Source organism: Clostridium sp. DFI.5.61 (assembly GCF_024462915.1).
Lineage (GTDB): Bacteria > Bacillota > Clostridia > Oscillospirales > Oscillospiraceae > Lawsonibacter > Lawsonibacter asaccharolyticus.
This window is the reverse complement of the sequence record NZ_JANGBZ010000064.1, coordinates 1-17,216: the sequence shown is the minus strand read 5'-3', so window position 1 is coordinate 17,216 and position 17,216 is coordinate 1. Positions and strand designations below refer to the sequence as shown.

Below are 17,216 nucleotides of genomic sequence, written 5' to 3'. Positions count from 1 at the left end.
CCGCTCCCCTGGAGGCCTGGGCCGCTGAGAATCCCATCTTTGTCATCAGCCAGGCTTTTGTGGACGGCGAGAGTGCCGGAGACGACTATCTGGCCAGCGTGAGCAGCAAAACGTATGACGGGAAGAGCGCCAATGGCGACATCACCGATGTGCTGGATAAGACCCTGAAGCAGGTGGGCATTGCCGGGGAGATCGCCCCGAAGGACGCGCCTGTGCCTACATGGCTGGCTGCCTATACCGGCAGCGACGCCCACTGGAAGACGGCAAACGACTGTGAGGCCGCAGCTGAGGGAGACACCTATTACCAGAAGCTGGATTCTGACGCCTATCAGACCGACTATGCCAACAGCCGTCTGGAGGCCGCCGGGGCCGACCACGGCATCTCTCAGGTGAAGGTGACCGGCAGTGCCGATGTGAGCGCCGCAGAGCTGTACGCCTGGATGGCCCAGTACACCCGGTATGATACGACCTTCGCATATTCCAATGCCATCGCCCAGCGCCTGGACTACACCTCCGCCCGGGTGGCCGCCCAGAAGCAGGCCAAGGCCGGACAGGTGCAGAAGACCCTCAGTGACGGGACCCAGATCCTGGCCCAGGAGGATGTGGCCATTGACGGCCACGGCACCGTCCAGGTGGGCGTGATCGCCTTCAGCGACAACAGCGGAGATGGGTTGTGGGACCCCCGGGAGTATATCATCTACGTGCCTGAGGGCTTCGAGGGCAAGGAACTGCCAGTGCTGATGATTTATCCCGGCAACACCCAGACCGACTCCATCTTCCTGGACTCCACTCTGTGGTGGCAGATCGCCGAGGACGAGGGGATCGTGCTGGCCTTTGTGTGCGAGACCTATAATGCCAGTCCGTGCAGCGTGTCCCATGCCGACTCCGACAAGTTCTACCACTCCCTGATCACCATCCTGGAGGAGCAGATCGACGGCAGCTATGCAGATCTGGACTTCACCCGGATCTATGGCTCCGGCCAGTCTGCGGGATCCAACACTACCCAGGGGTTTGCAATGACCAATCCTGAATTCTATGCTGCTGTCGCCACGACTTCTGGAGCAGTTACACCAAAAGATCCCAGTAAGAATCAGGAAGGAATGATGGTAACTTCGACAGAGCCTGCTTATGAGTCGATTCCCACCATGATGGTTACAGGGCAGATGGATTCTGGTAGTATGGCAGATGGATTTGAAGCTAAAGACATGCAGTCGTGGGCAAACTATATGCTCCAGGTGAATGGATTTGAGGTTGCCTATGAGGCAAACAGCGCTAGCAGTGTAGTAAATGCTGACTCTCGCCATCCGGAAGTATATATTTGGAGCAAGACTGTTGATGGCGTAGAAGTTCCTTTGGTTCAGTGGGCGCAGTGCCTCCTGCGTCCCCACAACTGCTATCCCTCTGATATGCCTATGCTGTGGGACTTCATGGAGCACTTCAGCTTTGAGAAGGCCGCGGACGGCACTGTGACCCGCTATTACAGCCCCTCCGCCTTTGAAAAGGACGATGCGGTGGCGCTGAACTGAGAGCAGCAAATTTTAAAAAGACAACGGTTCGCTTCCATCTGTCAGAGAACAAAAAGGAAAGCGCAGGGCTTCTCCCCACACGGGGAGAAGCCCTGCGCTCGTTTGCACAGAAAGAACTCAAGGGGTCAGGTCCGCCTGACGGCGCAGGATGGAGAGGGGGGGCACCGACTGGGGCAGCTGCATGCGGAAGCGCATCTGGGGCTTACGTACCTGGGTAAGGGGCAGGCCGTCCTCGTCCCACAGCGCCGTGACCTCCAGAGGCTGGGGGCGGACGCCGGGGCCCACCAGCTCCAGCCGGTCGCCCAGGGAAAACTTGTTGTTCAGGGTGAGCAGGGCGCGGCCCTCCTGGTCACAGCTGACCACCTTTGCGGTGATCTGCCAGTCCCGGATGTAACGGGAATCCTCTGTGAACTGGCCTGGCTGGCCGTAAAAGAAACCGGTGGAATAGTGCCGGTGGCTGATGTGCTCTACCTCATCCCGCCAGACGGGGTCCAGAGGCATGCCGCTCCAGGCGGCGTCGATAGCGTGGCGGTAAGCTCCGGTGACGATGGCGGCGTAGTAAGCTGATTTGGCCCGCCCCTCGATCTTGAGGGAGTCCAGGCCGGCGTCCATCAGCTCGCCCACGTGGTCGATCATGCACATATCCCGGGAGTTCATGATGTAGGTCTCCCCATTCTCCTCATAGACGGGGAAGTATTCTCCCGGCCGCTTCTCCTCCATCAGGGCGTACTGATAGCGGCAGGGCTGGGCGCAGGCCCCCCGGTTGGAGTCCCGGCCCGTCATGTAGTTGGACAGCAGGCACCGGCCGGAGTAGCTGACGCACATGGCGCCGTGGGCAAAGACCTCCAGCTCCAGCTCGGGGGGCGTCTTGTCCCGGATCTCCCGGATCTCGTCCAGGCTGAGCTCCCGGGCCAGGATGACCCGCTTGGCCCCCAGTTGGTGCCATGCCCGGGCGGACTGGTAGTTGACCACACTGGCCTGGGTGGAGATGTGCCGCTCCACATGGGGGGCGTGGGCGGCGGCCAGAGCCAGGGTGCCCACATCGGCCAGGATGATGGCGTCCACCCCCAGGCTGTCCAGATATTCCAGCCACTCCGGCAGGCGGGCCACCTCATTGTTTCGGGGCATGGTGTTGCAGGTAACATGGACCCGGATGCCCCGGCGGTGGCAGAGCTCCACCGCCTCCTTCAGTGCTTCCGGCGTAAAGTTGCCGGCAAAGGAGCGCATGCCGAAAGTAGTACCGGCCAGATAGACCGCGTCTGCCCCATAGGCGGCGGCCATCTGAAGGCGCTCCATGTCGCCGGCCGGAGCCAGCAGTTCGATCTTCTTTCGTTCCATCAGGATCAGCCTCCCATCAGAGCGGCATAGGAGCCGCGCCTTTTCAACAGGTCGAGCGGGCCCCGGAAGTCGTTCCGGGGCCCGCTGTAAATCGTCAGCCGCCGCTGTAAAGCGCCTGGGTGGACATGAAGGAGGTCATCTCTCCGTAAGTGTTGAAGAAATGGTGCTTGTTGTCGTCGCCCAGGGTATAATAATAGTAGGAGGTGCTCTCCGGCTCCATAGCGGCCTTGATGGATTCCAGGCCGGGGTTGGCGATGGGGCCGGGGGGCAGGCCGGGATACAGATAGGTATTGTAGGGGGAGTCGATGGACTTGTCCGCCTCGGTGGGCACCTTGCCCCCGTTGAGGTAGGCCAGGGTGGCGTCGATCTGAAGGTAGCCGTTGGTGCCGGCGGAGGCACCGGGGTTGTTCAGGCGGTTGTAGATGACGGAGGCGATCTTCCCCCGGTCCTCACCGTCAGTCTCCTTTTCGATCATGGAGGCCACAGTGAGCACCTCGTGGATGGTGCGTCCGCTGTCCGCCACCTCCTGGCGCATCTCATCGGTGAACTGGGCGTCGAAGGTCTGAAGCATCTTGTTGATGGCGTACAGGGGATTGTGGGGCGTGTAGAACTCGTAGGTGGCGGGGAACAGGTAGCCCTCCAGCCGCTCGGGGTCACCCAGGGGAATGTCCTGGAGGAAGGAGAAGGCGTAGTCGTGGGTGGCCGCCGTCTCGTTCAGGTCCTCCACCGTGGCCACCCCCTTCTCCTCCAGGAGCTGGAAGATCTGGGCTACCGTGTAGCCCTCCGGGATGGTGACATCCACCACTGCCCGGGAGGCGGAATTGGCGCTGATGCCGGAGATCAGGGCGCGGTAGTCCATGTCGGAGTTCAGGGTAAAGGTGCCGGAAGAGGCGATCTTGTCCTTGCCGCCGGTGATGGCGGAGAAGAGCTTGAAGAGAGATTTGTACTCGATCAGGCCGTTGTCCTTGAGCATATCCACCACGTCGTCATAGCTGTCCTCCGGGGTGATGGTGACGGTGACGGAGTGCTCCTCCTTGTTCAGGGCCAGCACGTCGCTGGCGGCGATCCAGCCCACACAGGCCAGCAGAGCGGATACGCCGATGACGGCCACAGCGTAGAGCACGGCAAAGCTGGCGGAGCGGGCGGCGCTGCGCCGGCGCCGGGGGGCGGGGGAGGAGGACCGGCTGCGCCGGCCGGCCTCCCGGTAGTCTGAGTTTCTGCGTTCCTGAGGCATAGGGTCAGCTCCTAACAAAATTTCCTTCCCCGTGGAACCGGGGACAGGGGTGGGCCATAGAATGGTACAGAGGCGAGAGACCGGCGACGGTCTCGGCCGACTTTGAGTGAGGTGAATGTTTCATGTGCTTTGGAAACAACGGTTGCGGCGGTAACAGCTGTCTGTGGATCATCCTGATCCTGATCATCATCTGGGGCTGCGGCGGAAACAGCTGGGGCTGCAACAGTAACTGCGGCTGCAACAGCTGCGGCTGCGGGAACAACTGCGGCAACAGCGGCTGCGGCTGCGGCGACAGCTGCTGCTGAGGCGGACTACATCCGCTGGAGACAGGCGGGGCCCTCCGGCCCTGCCTTTTTCCTGCGGGGCCGGCGGACAGGCAGGGGCTCAGAAGCGGAGGACCCGTCGGTCCGTCACCAGAACATGGACCCCCAGGTCGTGGGGCTCTACCGGCAGACTCCGCTGGAGGACGCACTCCCGGCACAGGCCAACGGTGGTCCCGGAGAAGCTCTCCAGCCAGCGGTCGTAGTAGCCTCCCCCGAAGCCCAGGCGGCGTCCGCCCTCATCATAGCACAGAGCGGGGACAAGGGCAAGGCCGATCTCCTCAGGGCGGATCAGAGGGGCCTGCTCCGTGGGCTCCTGGATGCCGAAGTCGGAGATGGCCATGGGCAGCTCCGGGCGGTAGACCCGGCACTCCATCCCGAAGCCGGGGACTACCCGGGGCAGACAGACCGTCTTCCCCAGCTTGGTCAGCGAGGCGGCCAGAGAGCCGGTGTCCGGCTCCAGGCCGGCGATGCCCCAGAAGAGGAAAAAAGTGCCAGTCTGCCGGACCTCCGGCAGGGAAAGAAATGCCTGGAACATGGCCCGGTCTCCGGCCGTCCGCTCCTCCGGGGAGAGGGTGGTGAGCAGGCTGCGGACGGACTTACGCAGTTGTTTCTTCTGTTCCGCGGTAGTGGATGGCATGTTGGACCTCCTTTGCTTTTTCGGAGCCGGCGAGGATCTCGATGAGCTTGAGGGCAAAGTCAAAGGCGCAGCCGGCGGAGCGGGCGGTGATGATGCGTCCGTCCACTACCACAGGACACTCCGGCCGGACCACGGCGGAGCCCATCTCTCCCTCCATGCCGGGGTAGCAGACCGCGCTGCGGCGGTCCAGCAGCCCAAGGTGGGCCAGCAGGGTGGGGGCTGCGCAGATGGCGGCCAGATAACAGCCCACAGTGTGGGCTTTCTGGATCAGGGCCAGGGCGAACAGGTCCATCTGCATGGACTCCACGCCCCCCTTCCCTCCGGGCAGGAGCAGCATGTCCTGGGAGGAGAGGACGACCTGCTCCAGCGTCAGGTCGGCGGCAACAGCGATGCCATGCCCGCCAGCCACGGTGGCGGCGTTCAGCCCCACCAGGGAAACAGGCAGTCCGGCCCGGCGGAGCAGGTCGGCGGGGATCAGGGCCTCGGCCTCTTCAAAGCCTTCGGCCAGGAGAATATAAACCATGGGGAGCTCCTTCTTAATTCAGATTCAACAGGGGGGAGACCAGGGACCACACCTCCCGGTGGATCTCCTCCACCGTGCGCAGACGGCCGTCCCCCGTGACGCAGGGGATGACCTGCCAGCCCAGGAGCCGGGCAGCCTGGAGGGCGCTGTCCCGGCAGGCGGCCAGATAGTCGGGGTCCACCTCGTGGATGTCCCCCTGAGTGTGGGTGGCTGCCTCCCGGCTGCGGAGCAGCTCCAGGGAGCAGCGGGTAGGCATATCCAGATAGAGGACCAGGTCGGCCCGGGGCAGGCCCAGCTTGTCGTGCTCAAAGTCGTCCAGCCAGCCCAGAAAGGCGGGGCGCTCCTGGGGGGCGCACTTGGCCCCCTGGTGGACGGCATTGGAGGTAGTGTAGCGGTCGGTGAGGATCAGCCCCCCCTGGGAATAGTATTCCCCCCATACTTTTTTCAAAGAGGCGTACCGGTCCACCGCATAGAAAGCGGAGGCGGCGTAGGGATTCACATCCCCTGGGCGGGAGCCGAATTCCCCGCCCAGATACATGCGGATGAGGGCGGATGAGGGCTCTTGGTACTGGGGGAAGACCAGGCGGCGGAAGGGGGTGCCCGTCTGTTCCACCCGGGCGCACAGCGCCTGAAACTGGGTGGACTTGCCAGAGCCGTCCGTCCCCTCAAAGACGATCAGCTTTCCCGGCATCAGCTCCGGCCCCCCTTGCCCCGGAGGCGGGCCCCCAGAGATCTGGTCAGTACCAGAGGCAGCTTGGCCATCCGGCCGATGCGCTTGGGCTCCCGGCTCAGGCGGTAGGCCCACTCCAGCCCCATTCTGCGCCACTTCTCCGGTGCCCGGTCCACGTTGCCGGCAAAGACGTCCAGGGCGCCGCCCAGGCCGATGGCCAGCTTGGCGCCGGTGAGCGCGCCCCACCGGGCCATCCACTTCTCCTGCTTGGGCGCGCCCAGGCAGACGAACAGCAGGTCGGGAGCGGCCTGAGACACCGCCCGGACCACGGGGGCCTCGTTATCAAAGTAGCCGTCATGGGTGCCGCAGAGGACCAGATTGGGGTACTGGGCACAGATGCGGCTGCCTGCCTCCTCAGCCACGCCGGGCTTGGCACCCAGCAGGAAGAGGCGGCCCCCGATCTCGTTGAGCTGGGCCAGCATGTCAGCGGCAAAGTCGATGCCGGGTACCCGCTCCTTCAAAGGTGTGCCCAAAATTTTGGCGGAATAAACCACGCCGATGCCGTCTGGCAGGACCAGATCGGCCTCGTTCAGGATGCGGCGGAACTCTGGGTCCTTCTCTGAGGCCAGGATAAATTCAGGGTTGGGGGTCACCACATAGTGAAAGCTGCCAGAGCGGAGCAGGCCGGCGCCCGCCTGGGCGGCCTCCTCCCGGGTGAGGTCATCGAAACGGATGCCCAAAATATCTGTTTTCAAAGTGCTTCCTCCAGAACTTGAACAGAATACAGCCCGGCCGGGCAGCGGGCCCGGGGGCGGGATCATGCAGCATAACAGCCCTGCCCGCAGGCCAGGACCGGAAAAATATCGGGGATCTCCGCGATTCTCCGGGTATTATATCATGGGAAAACGGAAAAGTCTATGAAAAAGCACGGGAAAGACAAAGCGTGGTTGACGCCGGGGCTGAGAAGGGGCATAATGGAGAGAAAATGGGCAGAGGCCCGAGGAAAAGGAGGACAGGCATGAAACAGGTACTGTGGATTAACAGCTGTATGAGGGGGGCGGGACAGTCCCGGACGCTGGAGCTGTGCCGCACATTTTTGGAGGAACTGAGGGTCCGCCGTCCGGGGCTGAAGGTGGCGGAGCGGGACCTGACCAGGGCGGAGCTGCCCGTGATGACGGCGGAGCTGTCCCGGCGCAGGGAGGAGCTGGCCGCGGAGGGGCGGGAGGACCCGCTGCTCCTCCCCGCCCGGGAGATGGCCCGGGCGGATCTGGTGGTGGTGGGAGCCCCCTATTGGGATCTGGGATTCCCGGCGGCGCTGAAGGTCTATCTGGAGTGGGCCTGCACACTGGGGATCACATTTGGATACACACAGGCGGGGGAGCAGCGGGGGCTGTGCCGGGCAGAGCGGCTGATTTATATTACCACCGCCGGCGGGCCGCTGGAGGATCGGAATTTCGGATATGAGTATGTCAGAGGGGTGGCCGGGATGCTGGGGATCACCAATACCCACTGCGTCGCTGCCCAGGGACTGGATATCCGGGGCAATGACCCGGAGGCCATTTTGCGGGAGGCCCAGGAGCGGGCCGCCCGGCTGGCCGCAGAGATTTAAGAAAACACAGCCGCCAGTACGCTGGCGGCTGTGTTTTCTTCTGTGATGCGGCGGGAGTTCATGTCTCCACAACGAGATAGCCGTTGCCCAGCGCCCAGCAGCGCAGGCCGCGCGCCTCCAGAGCGGCGGTCCCGCCCCGGTCCAGCTCTGCCCGGATGGTCCGGGCCTCCTCCGGGGTGCGGACCGTGTACTGCACATAGGAGTTTACAGAGAAGGGGGTGCACAGAGCAGCTGCCTCCGCCAAGGGATTGTCAAAGGTGACGGAGGTCAAAACGCCCCCCTCGTAGAACTTGGAGAACCCCATGTTCTCATCCGTGACTGCGGTGATCTCTCCGTTCCGGACTATGACGCGGCATCCGGAGCCGCCGTAGACCGTGGCGCCGTCCGCCTCCTGAGACAGGACATCAAGCTGGCCCTGCTCAAAGGCCCATAGCGGTCCGTCCCCCTGAGTGAGAACCTCCATCCGCTTGGCGTGCAGGCACAGGTGATAAAAGGTCAGAGAGAACACCACGATGGTCACCAGCACCACGGCCGACAGCAGGGCGGCCAGTCGCCCACGGGTGAACCGGAGGGAAGAAGCCTTTCGCTCCATTACTCATCAGCCTCCTGACAATAAAAGCTATGACATATTCGGGGGGAACTCTGTCCTCAGAATACCATACAAGGGGAAAAACTGCAAGGAGCCAGGGGGGCTTTTATCTTGTTTGCCAGGGGAAAAGCTGATATACTATACAATAAATCATTCGATCATTCCTCCGGCTGTGGGCCGGAAACAGGAGGACAGACCCTATGAAAAAACTGATGGTCCTGGATGGGAATTCCATTGTCAATCGGGCCTTTTACGGCGTGAGCCAGAACCTGACCACCCGGGACGGCCAGCCCACCAATGCGGTGTTCGGCTTTCTGGCCATCCTGAACAAGCTGCTGGACGAGTGCGAACCTCAGGCACTGTGTGTCACCTTTGACCGGAAGGCCCCCACCTTCCGTCATCTGGCCTATGAGGGCTATAAGGCCACCCGCAAGGGGATGCCCGACGAGCTGGCCAGTCAGATGCCCATCCTGAAGGAGGTCCTCGCGGCCCTGAACATCCCCATGTACGAGCTGGACGGATGGGAGGCGGACGACCTCATCGGCACCATCTCGGTGAAGGATACTGCTGCCGGGTGGGAGACCGTGGTGGTCACAGGGGACAAGGACTCCCTCCAGTTGGTGACAGAGACCACCACCGTCAAGCTGGTGTCCACCCGCATGGGCCGTACCGCCACCCGGGATATGACCCCGGAGACCTTTCAGGAGGAGTACGGCTTCGGGCCCATCCACATTATCGATCTGAAAGCCCTCATGGGGGATGCCAGCGACAACATCCCCGGGGTGAAAGGGGTGGGGGAGAAGACGGCCATGGCCCTGGTCCAGCGGTATGGATCCATCGACCTGCTGTACGCGGCCATGCCGGAGATTGAGATGGCCGCCGGCACCCCAGCCAAGCCGGGAGTGGTCAAAAAGCTGGCCGAGGGGGAGGAGATGGCCCGCATGTCCTATGATCTGGCCACCATCCGCACCGACGCTCCCATCGAGTTCACACCGGAGGCAAACCTGCGCCGGGAGCCGGACCGGGCCGCCCTGTACCAGCTCTTCCTCCGGCTGGAGTTTGCCAAGCTCATCGATAAATACGGACTCACCGCACCCCAGGGAGAGGGGGATACAGAGACGGCCCCGGTCACCGGAACCTGTGAGAGCGAGGTGGTGGAGAGCGGGGAGAGGATGGAGGAGCTGCTTGCCCTGTGGCGGGGGCTGGACCAGGTGGATGTGCTGGCTCTGCCCGGGCTGGACACCGTGTGCGTGGAGTGGCAGGAGAGTGAGAGCCTCTCCCGGGCGGCGCTGTTTTTTGCCGGCCGGCTGGACTGCCACAACCAGTTCTTGAGGGAGCTCTTCGCCCCAGGCATCCGCAAGGCGGCCCATGGGGTCAAGGAGATTTGGAAAGCCCTGCTGGACGAGGGGATCGAGCCCGGGGACTTCATCTTTGACACCGAAGTGGCGGCCTATCTCCTGGCCCCTACTGACGGCAGCTACGAGCTGGAGAAGCTGGGGATGACCTACTACAACCAGGAGTTCCCCAAGGCAGCCGCCTATCTGGAGGAGGGGGCCTTCGGCCCCCTGGCCGACCCGGCGGCCCCAATGGGCGCCCTGATATCCCACTGCGCCCTTATCGGGGCCCTCCACCAAACGCTGAGAAAGCGGCTGGAGGAGCTGGACCTGTGGACGCTGTACCAGCAGATCGAGCTGCCCCTCTGCCCAGTGCTGGCGGAGATGGAGCGGGAAGGGATGCTGGTGGACCGGGGGGCGCTGATCCGCTTCGGAGAGATGCTCTCCCAGGGGATACAGGGGGCCCAGGCAGCCATCTTTGCGCTGGCGGGGGAGGAGTTCAACATCAACTCCACCCAGCAGCTGGGCCGCATCCTCTTTGACCAGCTGGGACTGCCCCCGGTGAAAAAGACCAAGACTGGCTACTCCACCAACGCCGACGTGCTGGAGAAGCTGCGGGGCCAGCACCCTATCATCGAGACCATTCTGGAGTACCGGCAGCTGACCAAGCTGAAATCCACCTATGTGGACGGGCTCTCCAAGGTGATCGGGGCGGATGGGCGGATCCACACCTGCTTCCAGAACACGGTGACCGCCACCGGGCGGCTCAGCTCGGCGGAGCCCAACCTCCAGAATATCCCCGTCCGCACCGAGCTGGGGGCGCAGCTGCGGAAGATGTTCGTGGCGGGACCGGGCAAGGTGCTGGTGGACGCGGACTACTCCCAGATCGAGCTGCGCCTGCTGGCTCACATGGCGGAGGACGAGCACATGATCGGCGCCTTCCGTACCGGGGAGGACATCCACACGATCACCGCCTCCCAGGTGTTCGGAGTGGAGCCGGACCAAGTGACCGGAGAGATGCGCCGCCGGGCCAAGGCGGTAAACTTCGGCATCGTGTACGGCATCTCCCCCTTCTCCCTGTCCCAGGACATCGGGGTGTCGGTGGCGGAAGCCAAGGAGTATATGGATCGATATTTCCTGAAGTATGCCGGGGTGCGGGCCTATATGGACCGGGTAGTGGAGCGGGCCAAGGAGGAGGGCTATGTCTCCACACTGTTCGGCCGGCGGCGCTGGCTGCCGGAGCTGAAGTCCTCCAACTTCAATACCCGCTCCTTCGGGGAGCGGGTGGCCCTGAACATGCCTATTCAGGGAACGGCGGCCGACATCATCAAGCTGGCCATGCTCCGGGTGCGGGACCGGCTGAGTACGGAGGGGATGGAGGGCCGGCTGGTCCTCCAGGTCCACGACGAGCTGATCGTGGAATGCCCGGAGGAGGAACAGGGGCGGGTGTGCGCCCTGGTGGAGGAGGAGATGGAGCGGGTGATCTCCCTGTCTGTCCCTCTGCTGGCGGAGACTTCGGCGGGCAAGAGCTGGGCGGATGCCCACTGAGGGGAAAACAGAAAAAACAGGGGAGCCCGGACGGACCGTTCAAGTCCGTCCGGGCTCCTTGTTTTGAAAAGCTCAGTCCTTCTCACGCTCAAAGGAGAGGATGGCACCGTCAGAGGCGGCAATGTCGTAGCTGTACTCCATGCCGCCGGCCTTGAACTCCACCTGGTACTCCAGATGGTCGTCCTCCCACTCCCGCTCTGCCTCCAGCCTATAGACCTGGGACTGGGAGAGCCCAGCATGGGCCAGAGCGATGGATACGGCCTGGTCCTGGCCGATGTCGGCGGAGGAGGCGGAGGGATGTGGCTCCCTCTCGCTCTTGCGGATGTCCCCGGTGGCGCCATCTACCGTGTACTCATACTCGGTGGTATCCACCCAGAACTTGACCTCATACTCCAGACGGCCGTCGTCGTACTCCCGCTTGACCGACAGGGAGACCACATCCCCCTCCGTCAACCCGGCGTGGGCCAGGGCGGCCTCCTTCGCTCCCTGCTCACCGATGTCGGCGCCGGAGGGAGCGCCGCCGGAGGGGGCGGAGCCCCGGCTCTCCTGCTGGGATTTCACCACAGCCCCGGTGAGGGCGTCGATGTCGTACTCATACTCGCTGCCATTGGCATAGAACTCCAGCTCATAGACCATCCTTCCATCCTCATAGTCGAAGTCTATCTCCAGTACAGTGGCCTGGGCGGCGGAGACGCCGGCGTGGGAGAAGGCGGCAGCCTGGGCGGCTTCCACGCCGATGTAGGCGCTGTCGCTGGCCTGGCCGGAGGTCTGGATCATGCCGCTGCTGGGTAGTGTCTGAACGGAAGAGGAGCCGTCGCTGCCGCCGATGACGCCAATGTCCTCGGGGTCGGCGGGGCGGAAGGAGAAGAGGGAGGTATAGAGCAGGTTCAGGTCGTTGATGGGCAGACCCACCAGCTCCTCAAAGGTGTAAAGGCCGGAACTGCTGTCTGCGATGGTCTGGATCAGGGCCGCCTTGCCGGCGGAGATGCCGTACTCGTCCGCCTTCTGCTGGAGGGCATCATTGTGCTGGAAGGTCTGGGAGAGGATGGCCCCGTTCACCTGGGCACTGGCCAGGACGGCGTCCGCCTGGCTGGTCAGCTCCTGCTGGAGCCGGGCGCCCCGGGCAGTGTCCTCATCTTCCACCGTAATGAGGATGGAGTTGGCCAGCTCGTCCACATAGCCGTTTTTGACCAGGGAGCCCACGATGGCGTTCATGGCCACATCCAAGGGGGTCCCCTTCAGCTCCATGCCATCCAGGATATCCACCGCATCCTCGTTGGTGGGGGCGGCGGACAGCACCTTTTCCTGCCGGTTCACCGTCAGCTCCACACCGGGGTTCACGTCCAGGGAGATGATGGAGGCTACGGTGTTGGACTGGAGGTAGTAACCGACGCCACCTCCCGTCACAGCGAGCACAAGGCAGGCGGCAGCGGCCAGAGGGAGCCAGCGGTGCTTCTTGGGGCTGGCCCGGGCCGCCGTGATGGGGATCGCACCGCCCTGACGGGGGGCACAGCGGGAGAGGACCCCCTCCACATCGTTGGGGGCCGCGTGTTCCAGAGCGGCGCGCAGGCGCTCTTCCAACTGGCGTTCTGTCATCAGGCGTCATCTCCTTCCAGAAGCAGGTTCAGTTTCTTCAGGGCCCGGCGGTATTTGGACAGGACTGTGGCAAGGGGGAGCTCCAGCAGCTGGGCGATCTCCCGGTGCTTCAGGCCGGTGACCGCATGGAGCATGACCACCTGCCGCTCCTGCTCGGACAGGACGGAAAGGGCGGCGCGGAGGACGTGGCGGTCCTCCGTGGTGACATCGGGGGCCCGGGCGGGCAGGGCGGACCACTCCTCGTCGGTCAGCTCCTGGGTCTTCCCCCGCTCCCGCAGCCTCATCAGAGCCAGATTCCGGGCCACGGTGAGCAGCCAGGCCATAGGCTTGCCCTGGGGGCGGTAGCTGGCGGCGGTGTCCCAGATGCGGACAAAGGCGTCCTGTGTCACGTCCTCGGCGTCCTGGGGGTGCTTCAAGTAGGAGAGCACCAGACCGTAGACTACGGTCCGGGTCCGGTGATAGAGTTCCTCCAGACTGTGGGAATCCCCGGCTGCCACCCCCAGCAGCAGCGATTCCAGGTCCTCCCGGGCGGAGGGGGCCCCATATGTGGTTGTCAAAAGTCCAAGCACTGTCATGGACACATTCTCCTGTCATCCTTAAAATGCTTGAGACGGGCGTTTTATTGCATGCGGAACAAAAAAATCTGAAAGCGTCCGTACCCATAGGATATCTGTATTATAGCGGGAAAACCTCCTCCCCGCAAGGGGCGAAAATCTTCGGAGCCCCGCTCCAGCCGTCCAGGCAAAATGGGACCGCCCCCTTGTCTCGGGGGGAAAAGCGTGATATGCTGGATACATCTGAGACAGAAAAGGGGCGTACACACATGCAGACCATTGGATTTATCGGCACCGGCATCATGGGACAGGGGATGATCCGCAATTTGATGAAGGCGGGCTACCCGGTCCAGATCTACAACCGCACCCGGAGCAAGGCAGAGGCACTGGAGCGGGAGGGAGCGGTCTGGAAGGACAGCGCCGCCCAGTGCGCCGCCGGCTGTGGGGTAGTCATCACCATCGTGGGCTATCCCCAGGACGTGGAGGAGGTCTATTTTGGCCCCGGGGGACTGCTGGAGTCCGCACAGCCCGGGACGGTGCTCATCGACATGACCACCACCAGCCCCAAGCTGGCCCAGCGCATCTATGACCAGGCCCGGGAGAGGGGGCTGGACGCCCTGGACGCCCCGGTGTCCGGGGGAAATACCGGCGCGGCCAACGGGACGCTGGCCATCATGGCCGGCGGCGATGAGGCCGTGTTCCAAAAGGTGCTGCCCGTGCTGGAGACCATGGGGGAGAACATCGTGCTGGAGGGAGGCCCGGGCGCGGGCCAGCACACCAAGATGGCCAACCAGATCGCCATCGCCGGGGCGCTGGCAGGGGTGTGCGAGGCGCTGACCTACGCCAAGCGGGCAGGCCTGGACCCGGCGCGGGTCTATGAGACCATCCGTACCGGAGCGGCCCGGAGCGGCCAGCTGGACATCATTGCCCCCAAGGTGCTCAACGGGGACTTTTCCGCCGCCTTCTATCTGCGGCATTTTGTAAAGGATATGGGGATCGCCAGCCAGGAGTGCCGGGACCGGGGCCTGGAGCTGGAGGTGCTGGAGCAGGTCCTGGCCGACTGCCGGCAGATCGAGGCGGAGGGCCATGGGGGTGAGGGGACCCAGGCCCTGATCCGCCACTACCCCTGGGCCGACTGAGGTGGGCGTGCCGGTGACAGGGCGCTTTGCTCCCAGCCCCAGCGGGCGGATGCACCTGGGCAATTTGTGGTCCTCTCTTCTGGCCTGGCTGGCCGCCCGCAGCGCGGGGGGAAGGATGGTGCTCCGGCTGGAGGACCTGGACCCGGACCGCTGCACCCAGGCGTGGTGTGACCAGGTGATGCGGGACCTGGAGTGGCTGGGGCTGGACTGGGACAACGAGCCGGTGTACCAGAGCCGGCGGACCCCGGCCTATGAGGCGGCCTTCCGGCAGCTGGAGGAGAAGAGGCTGGTCTATCCCTGCTTCTGCACCCGGGCGGAGCGGATGGCGGCTTCCGCCCCCCACCGCTCGGATGGACAGGCGGTGTATGACGGGCGGTGCCGGCGGCTGACGGCGGAACAGCGGGAGGATCTGGCCAGGCAGCGGAACCCCGCCTGGCGCTTGGCGGTGCCTGACCGTGCCGGCTCCTTCCGGGACCTGCTCCAGGGGATGTATGAGGAAAACCTGCTCCGGGACTGTGGAGACTTCATTCTGCGCCGGTCCGACGGGGTGTACGCCTACCAGCTGGCAGTGGTGGTGGACGACGCCTGGATGGGGGTGACCCAGGTGGTGCGGGGCAGCGATCTGCTCTCCTCCACCCCGCGGCAGCGGTATCTGCTGGAGCTGCTGGGCTGTCCCGCGCCGGAGTACGGCCATGTGCCCCTGCTGCTGGCCCCCGACGGCCGCCGCCTGGCCAAGCGGGACCGGGACCAGGAGTTGGGAGCCCTTCAGCAGCGGTTTACCGCCCGGGAGCTGGTGGGCCGGCTGGCCCATCTGGCGGGGCTGATCCCGGAGGCGGCCCCTGTATCCCCGGAAGAGCTGGTACCCCTGTTCGCCTGGGAGAAGCTGCCCCGGCGGGATATCGCCATGGAGCCCTGGTAAAAGAGGCGGGGGGGGGGGGGGGGGGGGGGGGTGAGGGCTCACAGCCCGAAGCGGCCCAGCCCCCCCCCCCCCGCCGTGCTCTCTGCTTACAGCAGGAAGAAGCGGACAAAGGCAAATCCGATGAGACCGATGAGGCCGATCAGGACGTAGAGGAGAAAACGCTCCGCTGTCCCGGTCCCGGCACCCCAGCTCTGATCGATCTCCGGGTCCTCATACTCCTGCGTGATGTCCTCCCCCTCCTGGTCCAGCAGGAGAAAAGAGTCGGGGAGGCGGACATGCTCATCCGGGCCTGTCCCCAGGTCCAGCTGGTCCTTGGGGACAGCCAGGAGGAAGGTGTCCTCCTGCACCGGAAAGGTGACTGGGACCACCCGGTCCAGCCCCTGGGAGTCGTAGACCTCAAACTGGGCGGTGAAGCCATAGATCTCCCGGCAGCCCACCCCGGCGAAGAGCCAAAGGTCCTCGCTGCTATGGAGGAAGACCCCTCCGGTATAGGGGAAGGGGGAGTAGCTTGCGGAAACGAACTGATATTTTCCGTTGAGGCCCCGGTCCAGCTCCGCCACACCGTGGACGTTGTCCTCGCTGTCGGAGGTGAAGGACACATAGAGGGTGCCGTCCACCTCTGTGGCGGCCAGGGCCTCTATGGCGCAGCCCTCCAGATGATCGGTCCAGCCCAGATAGTCCTGGAGCCCCTGGGTGAGGGAGGGGAGGTCCCCACGCCAGTGGTACTCGCTGTCGTACACCAGAAAGATGAGGAGCAGGGCCACCACTGCCGACAGGACGGCGGCGATCAGCCGGGTGCGCTTCACCTTTTTTAGAAAGGCCAGAGCACGCTTGGGGGCCCGCACCACCGGCAGGCTGGCCTGCATAGCCTCCCGGTGCCGACGGCACTCCGGACACTCCTCCAGGTGGGCCTCCACCTGCCGGGTGGTCTCCTCCTCTGTCAGCCCCTCCAGGTAGGCGGGCAGCAGGTCCCGTACCACGCAGCAGTCCAGTTTATGTTCCATCCCTGTCACCTCCCATGATCCGAGCCAGCTCCTCTTTTCCCCGGTAGAACCGGACCCTGGCCCATACCTCGCTCCGGTCCAGGATGTCCCCGATGTCTCGGAAGGAGAAGTCACCGGCCAGCCGCAGATGGATGACCTCCCGGGTGTCCGGGTCCAGCTGCTGCATGGCCCGGTACAGGGCCAGCCGGCCCTCCCGCTGCTCCGTCTCCTGCGCTGGATCGTCGGGGGCGGCCTGACCGGCCAGGTGCTCCTCCTCCAGGGGAACGTTCCGCTTCCGCCGCTCCAGCTCCTTGTACCACAGCCGCTTGGCGATGGCGCACAGCCATACCTGAGGCGTGCAGTCCCCGCGGAAGGAGCCCAGCTGTCGGAGGGCCTGGCAGAAGGTCTCCTGGCACAGCTCCTCCGCCAGGTCAGCGTCCCGGCACAGGGAGAAGAGATAGCGGTACACCAGCTGGGCGTGCTGTTCGTACAGGTCTTCACCCCGGTGGGCCATGGCGGTCGCCTCCTTCCGTGTCCTTCTATCTATTGGTCCCAGGGACGGGACATTCGTTACAGGATCTGAGCGGAAAATTTTGGGACGCGCCCAGGCTCCTGATGGGGGACGGCCTTTTAGATATCAGAGCGGGGGGGGGGGGGGGGGGGGGGGGGGGGGGGGGGGGGGGGGGGGGGGGGG

Annotated in this window: 16 protein-coding genes and 1 pseudogene; 6 read left to right on the top strand and 11 right to left on the bottom strand. The window is 64.2% G+C overall.

The window, feature by feature from the left end; translation table 11 throughout:
• A pseudogene (locus NE584_RS17130) lies at positions 1 to 1,526 on the top strand (hypothetical protein); the annotation flags it as partial.
• 117 nt (positions 1,527 to 1,643) lie between these two features.
• Here NE584_RS17130 and NE584_RS17125 read toward each other — a convergent pair.
• Entirely contained in the window at positions 1,644 to 2,864 is a 1,221-nt protein-coding gene (locus NE584_RS17125; protein WP_108980606.1) for a U32 family peptidase, read from the bottom strand.
• A gap of 94 nt (positions 2,865 to 2,958) precedes the next feature.
• A complete protein-coding gene (gene mltG / locus NE584_RS17120; protein ID WP_256183336.1) occupies positions 2,959 to 4,098 on the bottom strand; it encodes an endolytic transglycosylase MltG in 1,140 nt (379 codons plus the stop codon).
• A gap of 122 nt (positions 4,099 to 4,220) precedes the next feature.
• On the opposite strand from mltG, the gene NE584_RS17115 reads away from it, so the two are divergent.
• Positions 4,221 to 4,403: a hypothetical protein gene (locus tag NE584_RS17115; protein WP_050623537.1), complete on the top strand. Its 183-nt coding sequence runs from the start codon at positions 4,221 to 4,223 to the stop codon at positions 4,401 to 4,403.
• Between the two features lie 79 nt (positions 4,404 to 4,482).
• On the opposite strand, the gene NE584_RS17110 is transcribed toward NE584_RS17115, so the two are convergent.
• From NE584_RS17110 to NE584_RS17095, 4 genes are read right to left on the bottom strand one after another with little or no spacing between them, the layout of a single operon-like run.
• The gene (locus NE584_RS17110) at positions 4,483 to 5,058 is read right to left on the bottom strand and encodes a 5-formyltetrahydrofolate cyclo-ligase (RefSeq protein WP_108980608.1); all 576 of its coding nucleotides are present in this window, start codon (positions 5,056 to 5,058) and stop codon (positions 4,483 to 4,485) included.
• Positions 5,018 to 5,581: a DJ-1 family glyoxalase III gene (locus tag NE584_RS17105; protein WP_108980609.1), complete on the bottom strand. Its 564-nt coding sequence runs from the start codon at positions 5,579 to 5,581 to the stop codon at positions 5,018 to 5,020. Before NE584_RS17105 ends, NE584_RS17110 begins: the two co-directional genes overlap by 41 nt.
• A 13-nt stretch (positions 5,582 to 5,594) precedes the next feature.
• Positions 5,595 to 6,272, bottom strand: coding sequence for a thymidylate kinase (locus tag NE584_RS17100; protein WP_050623540.1), 678 nt, complete (start codon positions 6,270 to 6,272; stop codon positions 5,595 to 5,597).
• On the bottom strand, positions 6,272 to 7,006 hold the full coding sequence (locus tag NE584_RS17095) for a WecB/TagA/CpsF family glycosyltransferase (RefSeq protein WP_108980610.1): 735 nt from the start codon (positions 7,004 to 7,006) through the stop codon (positions 6,272 to 6,274). The genes NE584_RS17100 and NE584_RS17095 overlap by 1 nt, the downstream gene beginning before the upstream one ends.
• A gap of 263 nt (positions 7,007 to 7,269) precedes the next feature.
• On the opposite strand from NE584_RS17095, the gene NE584_RS17090 reads away from it, so the two are divergent.
• A complete protein-coding gene (locus NE584_RS17090; RefSeq protein WP_157954719.1) occupies positions 7,270 to 7,860 on the top strand; it encodes an NAD(P)H-dependent oxidoreductase in 591 nt (196 codons plus the stop codon).
• Positions 7,861 to 7,918: 58 nt separating this feature from the next.
• Here the strand turns inward: NE584_RS17090 and NE584_RS17085 are convergent, their stop codons facing one another.
• Entirely contained in the window at positions 7,919 to 8,452 is a 534-nt protein-coding gene (locus NE584_RS17085; RefSeq protein ID WP_256183335.1) for a hypothetical protein, read from the bottom strand.
• 197 nt (positions 8,453 to 8,649) lie between these two features.
• Between NE584_RS17085 and polA the strand changes: the two genes are divergently transcribed.
• Positions 8,650 to 11,331 carry a DNA polymerase I gene (gene polA / locus NE584_RS17080; RefSeq protein ID WP_108980613.1) on the top strand — a complete coding sequence of 894 codons (2,682 nt, stop codon included), beginning with the start codon at positions 8,650 to 8,652 and terminating at the stop codon, positions 11,329 to 11,331.
• Between the two features lie 72 nt (positions 11,332 to 11,403).
• On the opposite strand, the gene NE584_RS17075 is transcribed toward polA, so the two are convergent.
• Positions 11,404 to 12,927: a PepSY domain-containing protein gene (locus NE584_RS17075; RefSeq protein ID WP_108980614.1), complete on the bottom strand. Its 1,524-nt coding sequence runs from the start codon at positions 12,925 to 12,927 to the stop codon at positions 11,404 to 11,406.
• Complete coding sequence (locus tag NE584_RS17070) at positions 12,927 to 13,502, bottom strand: RNA polymerase sigma factor (protein WP_108980615.1); 576 nt, start codon at positions 13,500 to 13,502, stop codon at positions 12,927 to 12,929. The genes NE584_RS17075 and NE584_RS17070 overlap by 1 nt, the downstream gene beginning before the upstream one ends.
• Positions 13,503 to 13,711: 209 nt before the next feature.
• Here NE584_RS17070 and NE584_RS17065 point away from each other — a divergent pair, with 209 nt between their 5' ends.
• Both NE584_RS17065 and gluQRS read left to right on the top strand, forming a co-directional pair.
• Positions 13,712 to 14,620, top strand: a complete 909-nt coding sequence (locus NE584_RS17065) for an NAD(P)-dependent oxidoreductase (RefSeq protein WP_256183334.1) — start codon at positions 13,712 to 13,714, stop codon at positions 14,618 to 14,620.
• Between the two features lie 13 nt (positions 14,621 to 14,633).
• Positions 14,634 to 15,539 (top strand): tRNA glutamyl-Q(34) synthetase GluQRS, encoded by a 906-nt coding sequence (gene gluQRS, locus NE584_RS17060; RefSeq protein WP_302137866.1) that lies wholly within the window; start codon positions 14,634 to 14,636, stop codon positions 15,537 to 15,539.
• 86 nt (positions 15,540 to 15,625) lie between these two features.
• On the opposite strand, the gene NE584_RS17055 is transcribed toward gluQRS, so the two are convergent.
• Entirely contained in the window at positions 15,626 to 16,543 is a 918-nt protein-coding gene (locus NE584_RS17055) for an anti-sigma factor (RefSeq protein ID WP_108980617.1), read from the bottom strand.
• Positions 16,533 to 17,036 carry an RNA polymerase sigma factor gene (locus NE584_RS17050; RefSeq protein WP_108980618.1) on the bottom strand — a complete coding sequence of 168 codons (504 nt, stop codon included), beginning with the start codon at positions 17,034 to 17,036 and terminating at the stop codon, positions 16,533 to 16,535. Before NE584_RS17050 ends, NE584_RS17055 begins: the two co-directional genes overlap by 11 nt.
• Positions 17,037 to 17,216 lie beyond the last annotated feature (180 nt).

What these genes read in the sequence shown, in the direction of transcription:
- polA (WP_108980613.1), top strand. Translation starts at nt 8,650, where the DNA reads ATGAAAAAACTGATGGTCCTGGATGGGAATTCCATTGTCAATCGGGCC.
- NE584_RS17100 (WP_050623540.1), bottom strand. Translation starts at nt 6,272, where the DNA reads ATGCCGGGAAAGCTGATCGTCTTTGAGGGGACGGACGGCTCTGGCAAG.
- NE584_RS17055 (WP_108980617.1), bottom strand. Translation starts at nt 16,543, where the DNA reads ATGGAACATAAACTGGACTGCTGCGTGGTACGGGACCTGCTGCCCGCC.
- NE584_RS17115 (WP_050623537.1), top strand. Translation starts at nt 4,221, where the DNA reads ATGTGCTTTGGAAACAACGGTTGCGGCGGTAACAGCTGTCTGTGGATC.
- NE584_RS17110 (WP_108980608.1), bottom strand. Translation starts at nt 5,058, where the DNA reads ATGCCATCCACTACCGCGGAACAGAAGAAACAACTGCGTAAGTCCGTC.
- NE584_RS17105 (WP_108980609.1), bottom strand. Translation starts at nt 5,581, where the DNA reads ATGGTTTATATTCTCCTGGCCGAAGGCTTTGAAGAGGCCGAGGCCCTG.
- NE584_RS17065 (WP_256183334.1), top strand. Translation starts at nt 13,712, where the DNA reads ATGCTGGATACATCTGAGACAGAAAAGGGGCGTACACACATGCAGACC.
- mltG (WP_256183336.1), bottom strand. Translation starts at nt 4,098, where the DNA reads ATGCCTCAGGAACGCAGAAACTCAGACTACCGGGAGGCCGGCCGGCGC.
- NE584_RS17075 (WP_108980614.1), bottom strand. Translation starts at nt 12,927, where the DNA reads ATGACAGAACGCCAGTTGGAAGAGCGCCTGCGCGCCGCTCTGGAACAC.
- NE584_RS17125 (WP_108980606.1), bottom strand. Translation starts at nt 2,864, where the DNA reads ATGGAACGAAAGAAGATCGAACTGCTGGCTCCGGCCGGCGACATGGAG.
- NE584_RS17085 (WP_256183335.1), bottom strand. Translation starts at nt 8,452, where the DNA reads ATGGAGCGAAAGGCTTCTTCCCTCCGGTTCACCCGTGGGCGACTGGCC.
- NE584_RS17090 (WP_157954719.1), top strand. Translation starts at nt 7,270, where the DNA reads ATGAAACAGGTACTGTGGATTAACAGCTGTATGAGGGGGGCGGGACAG.
- NE584_RS17050 (WP_108980618.1), bottom strand. Translation starts at nt 17,036, where the DNA reads ATGGCCCACCGGGGTGAAGACCTGTACGAACAGCACGCCCAGCTGGTG.
- NE584_RS17070 (WP_108980615.1), bottom strand. Translation starts at nt 13,502, where the DNA reads ATGACAGTGCTTGGACTTTTGACAACCACATATGGGGCCCCCTCCGCC.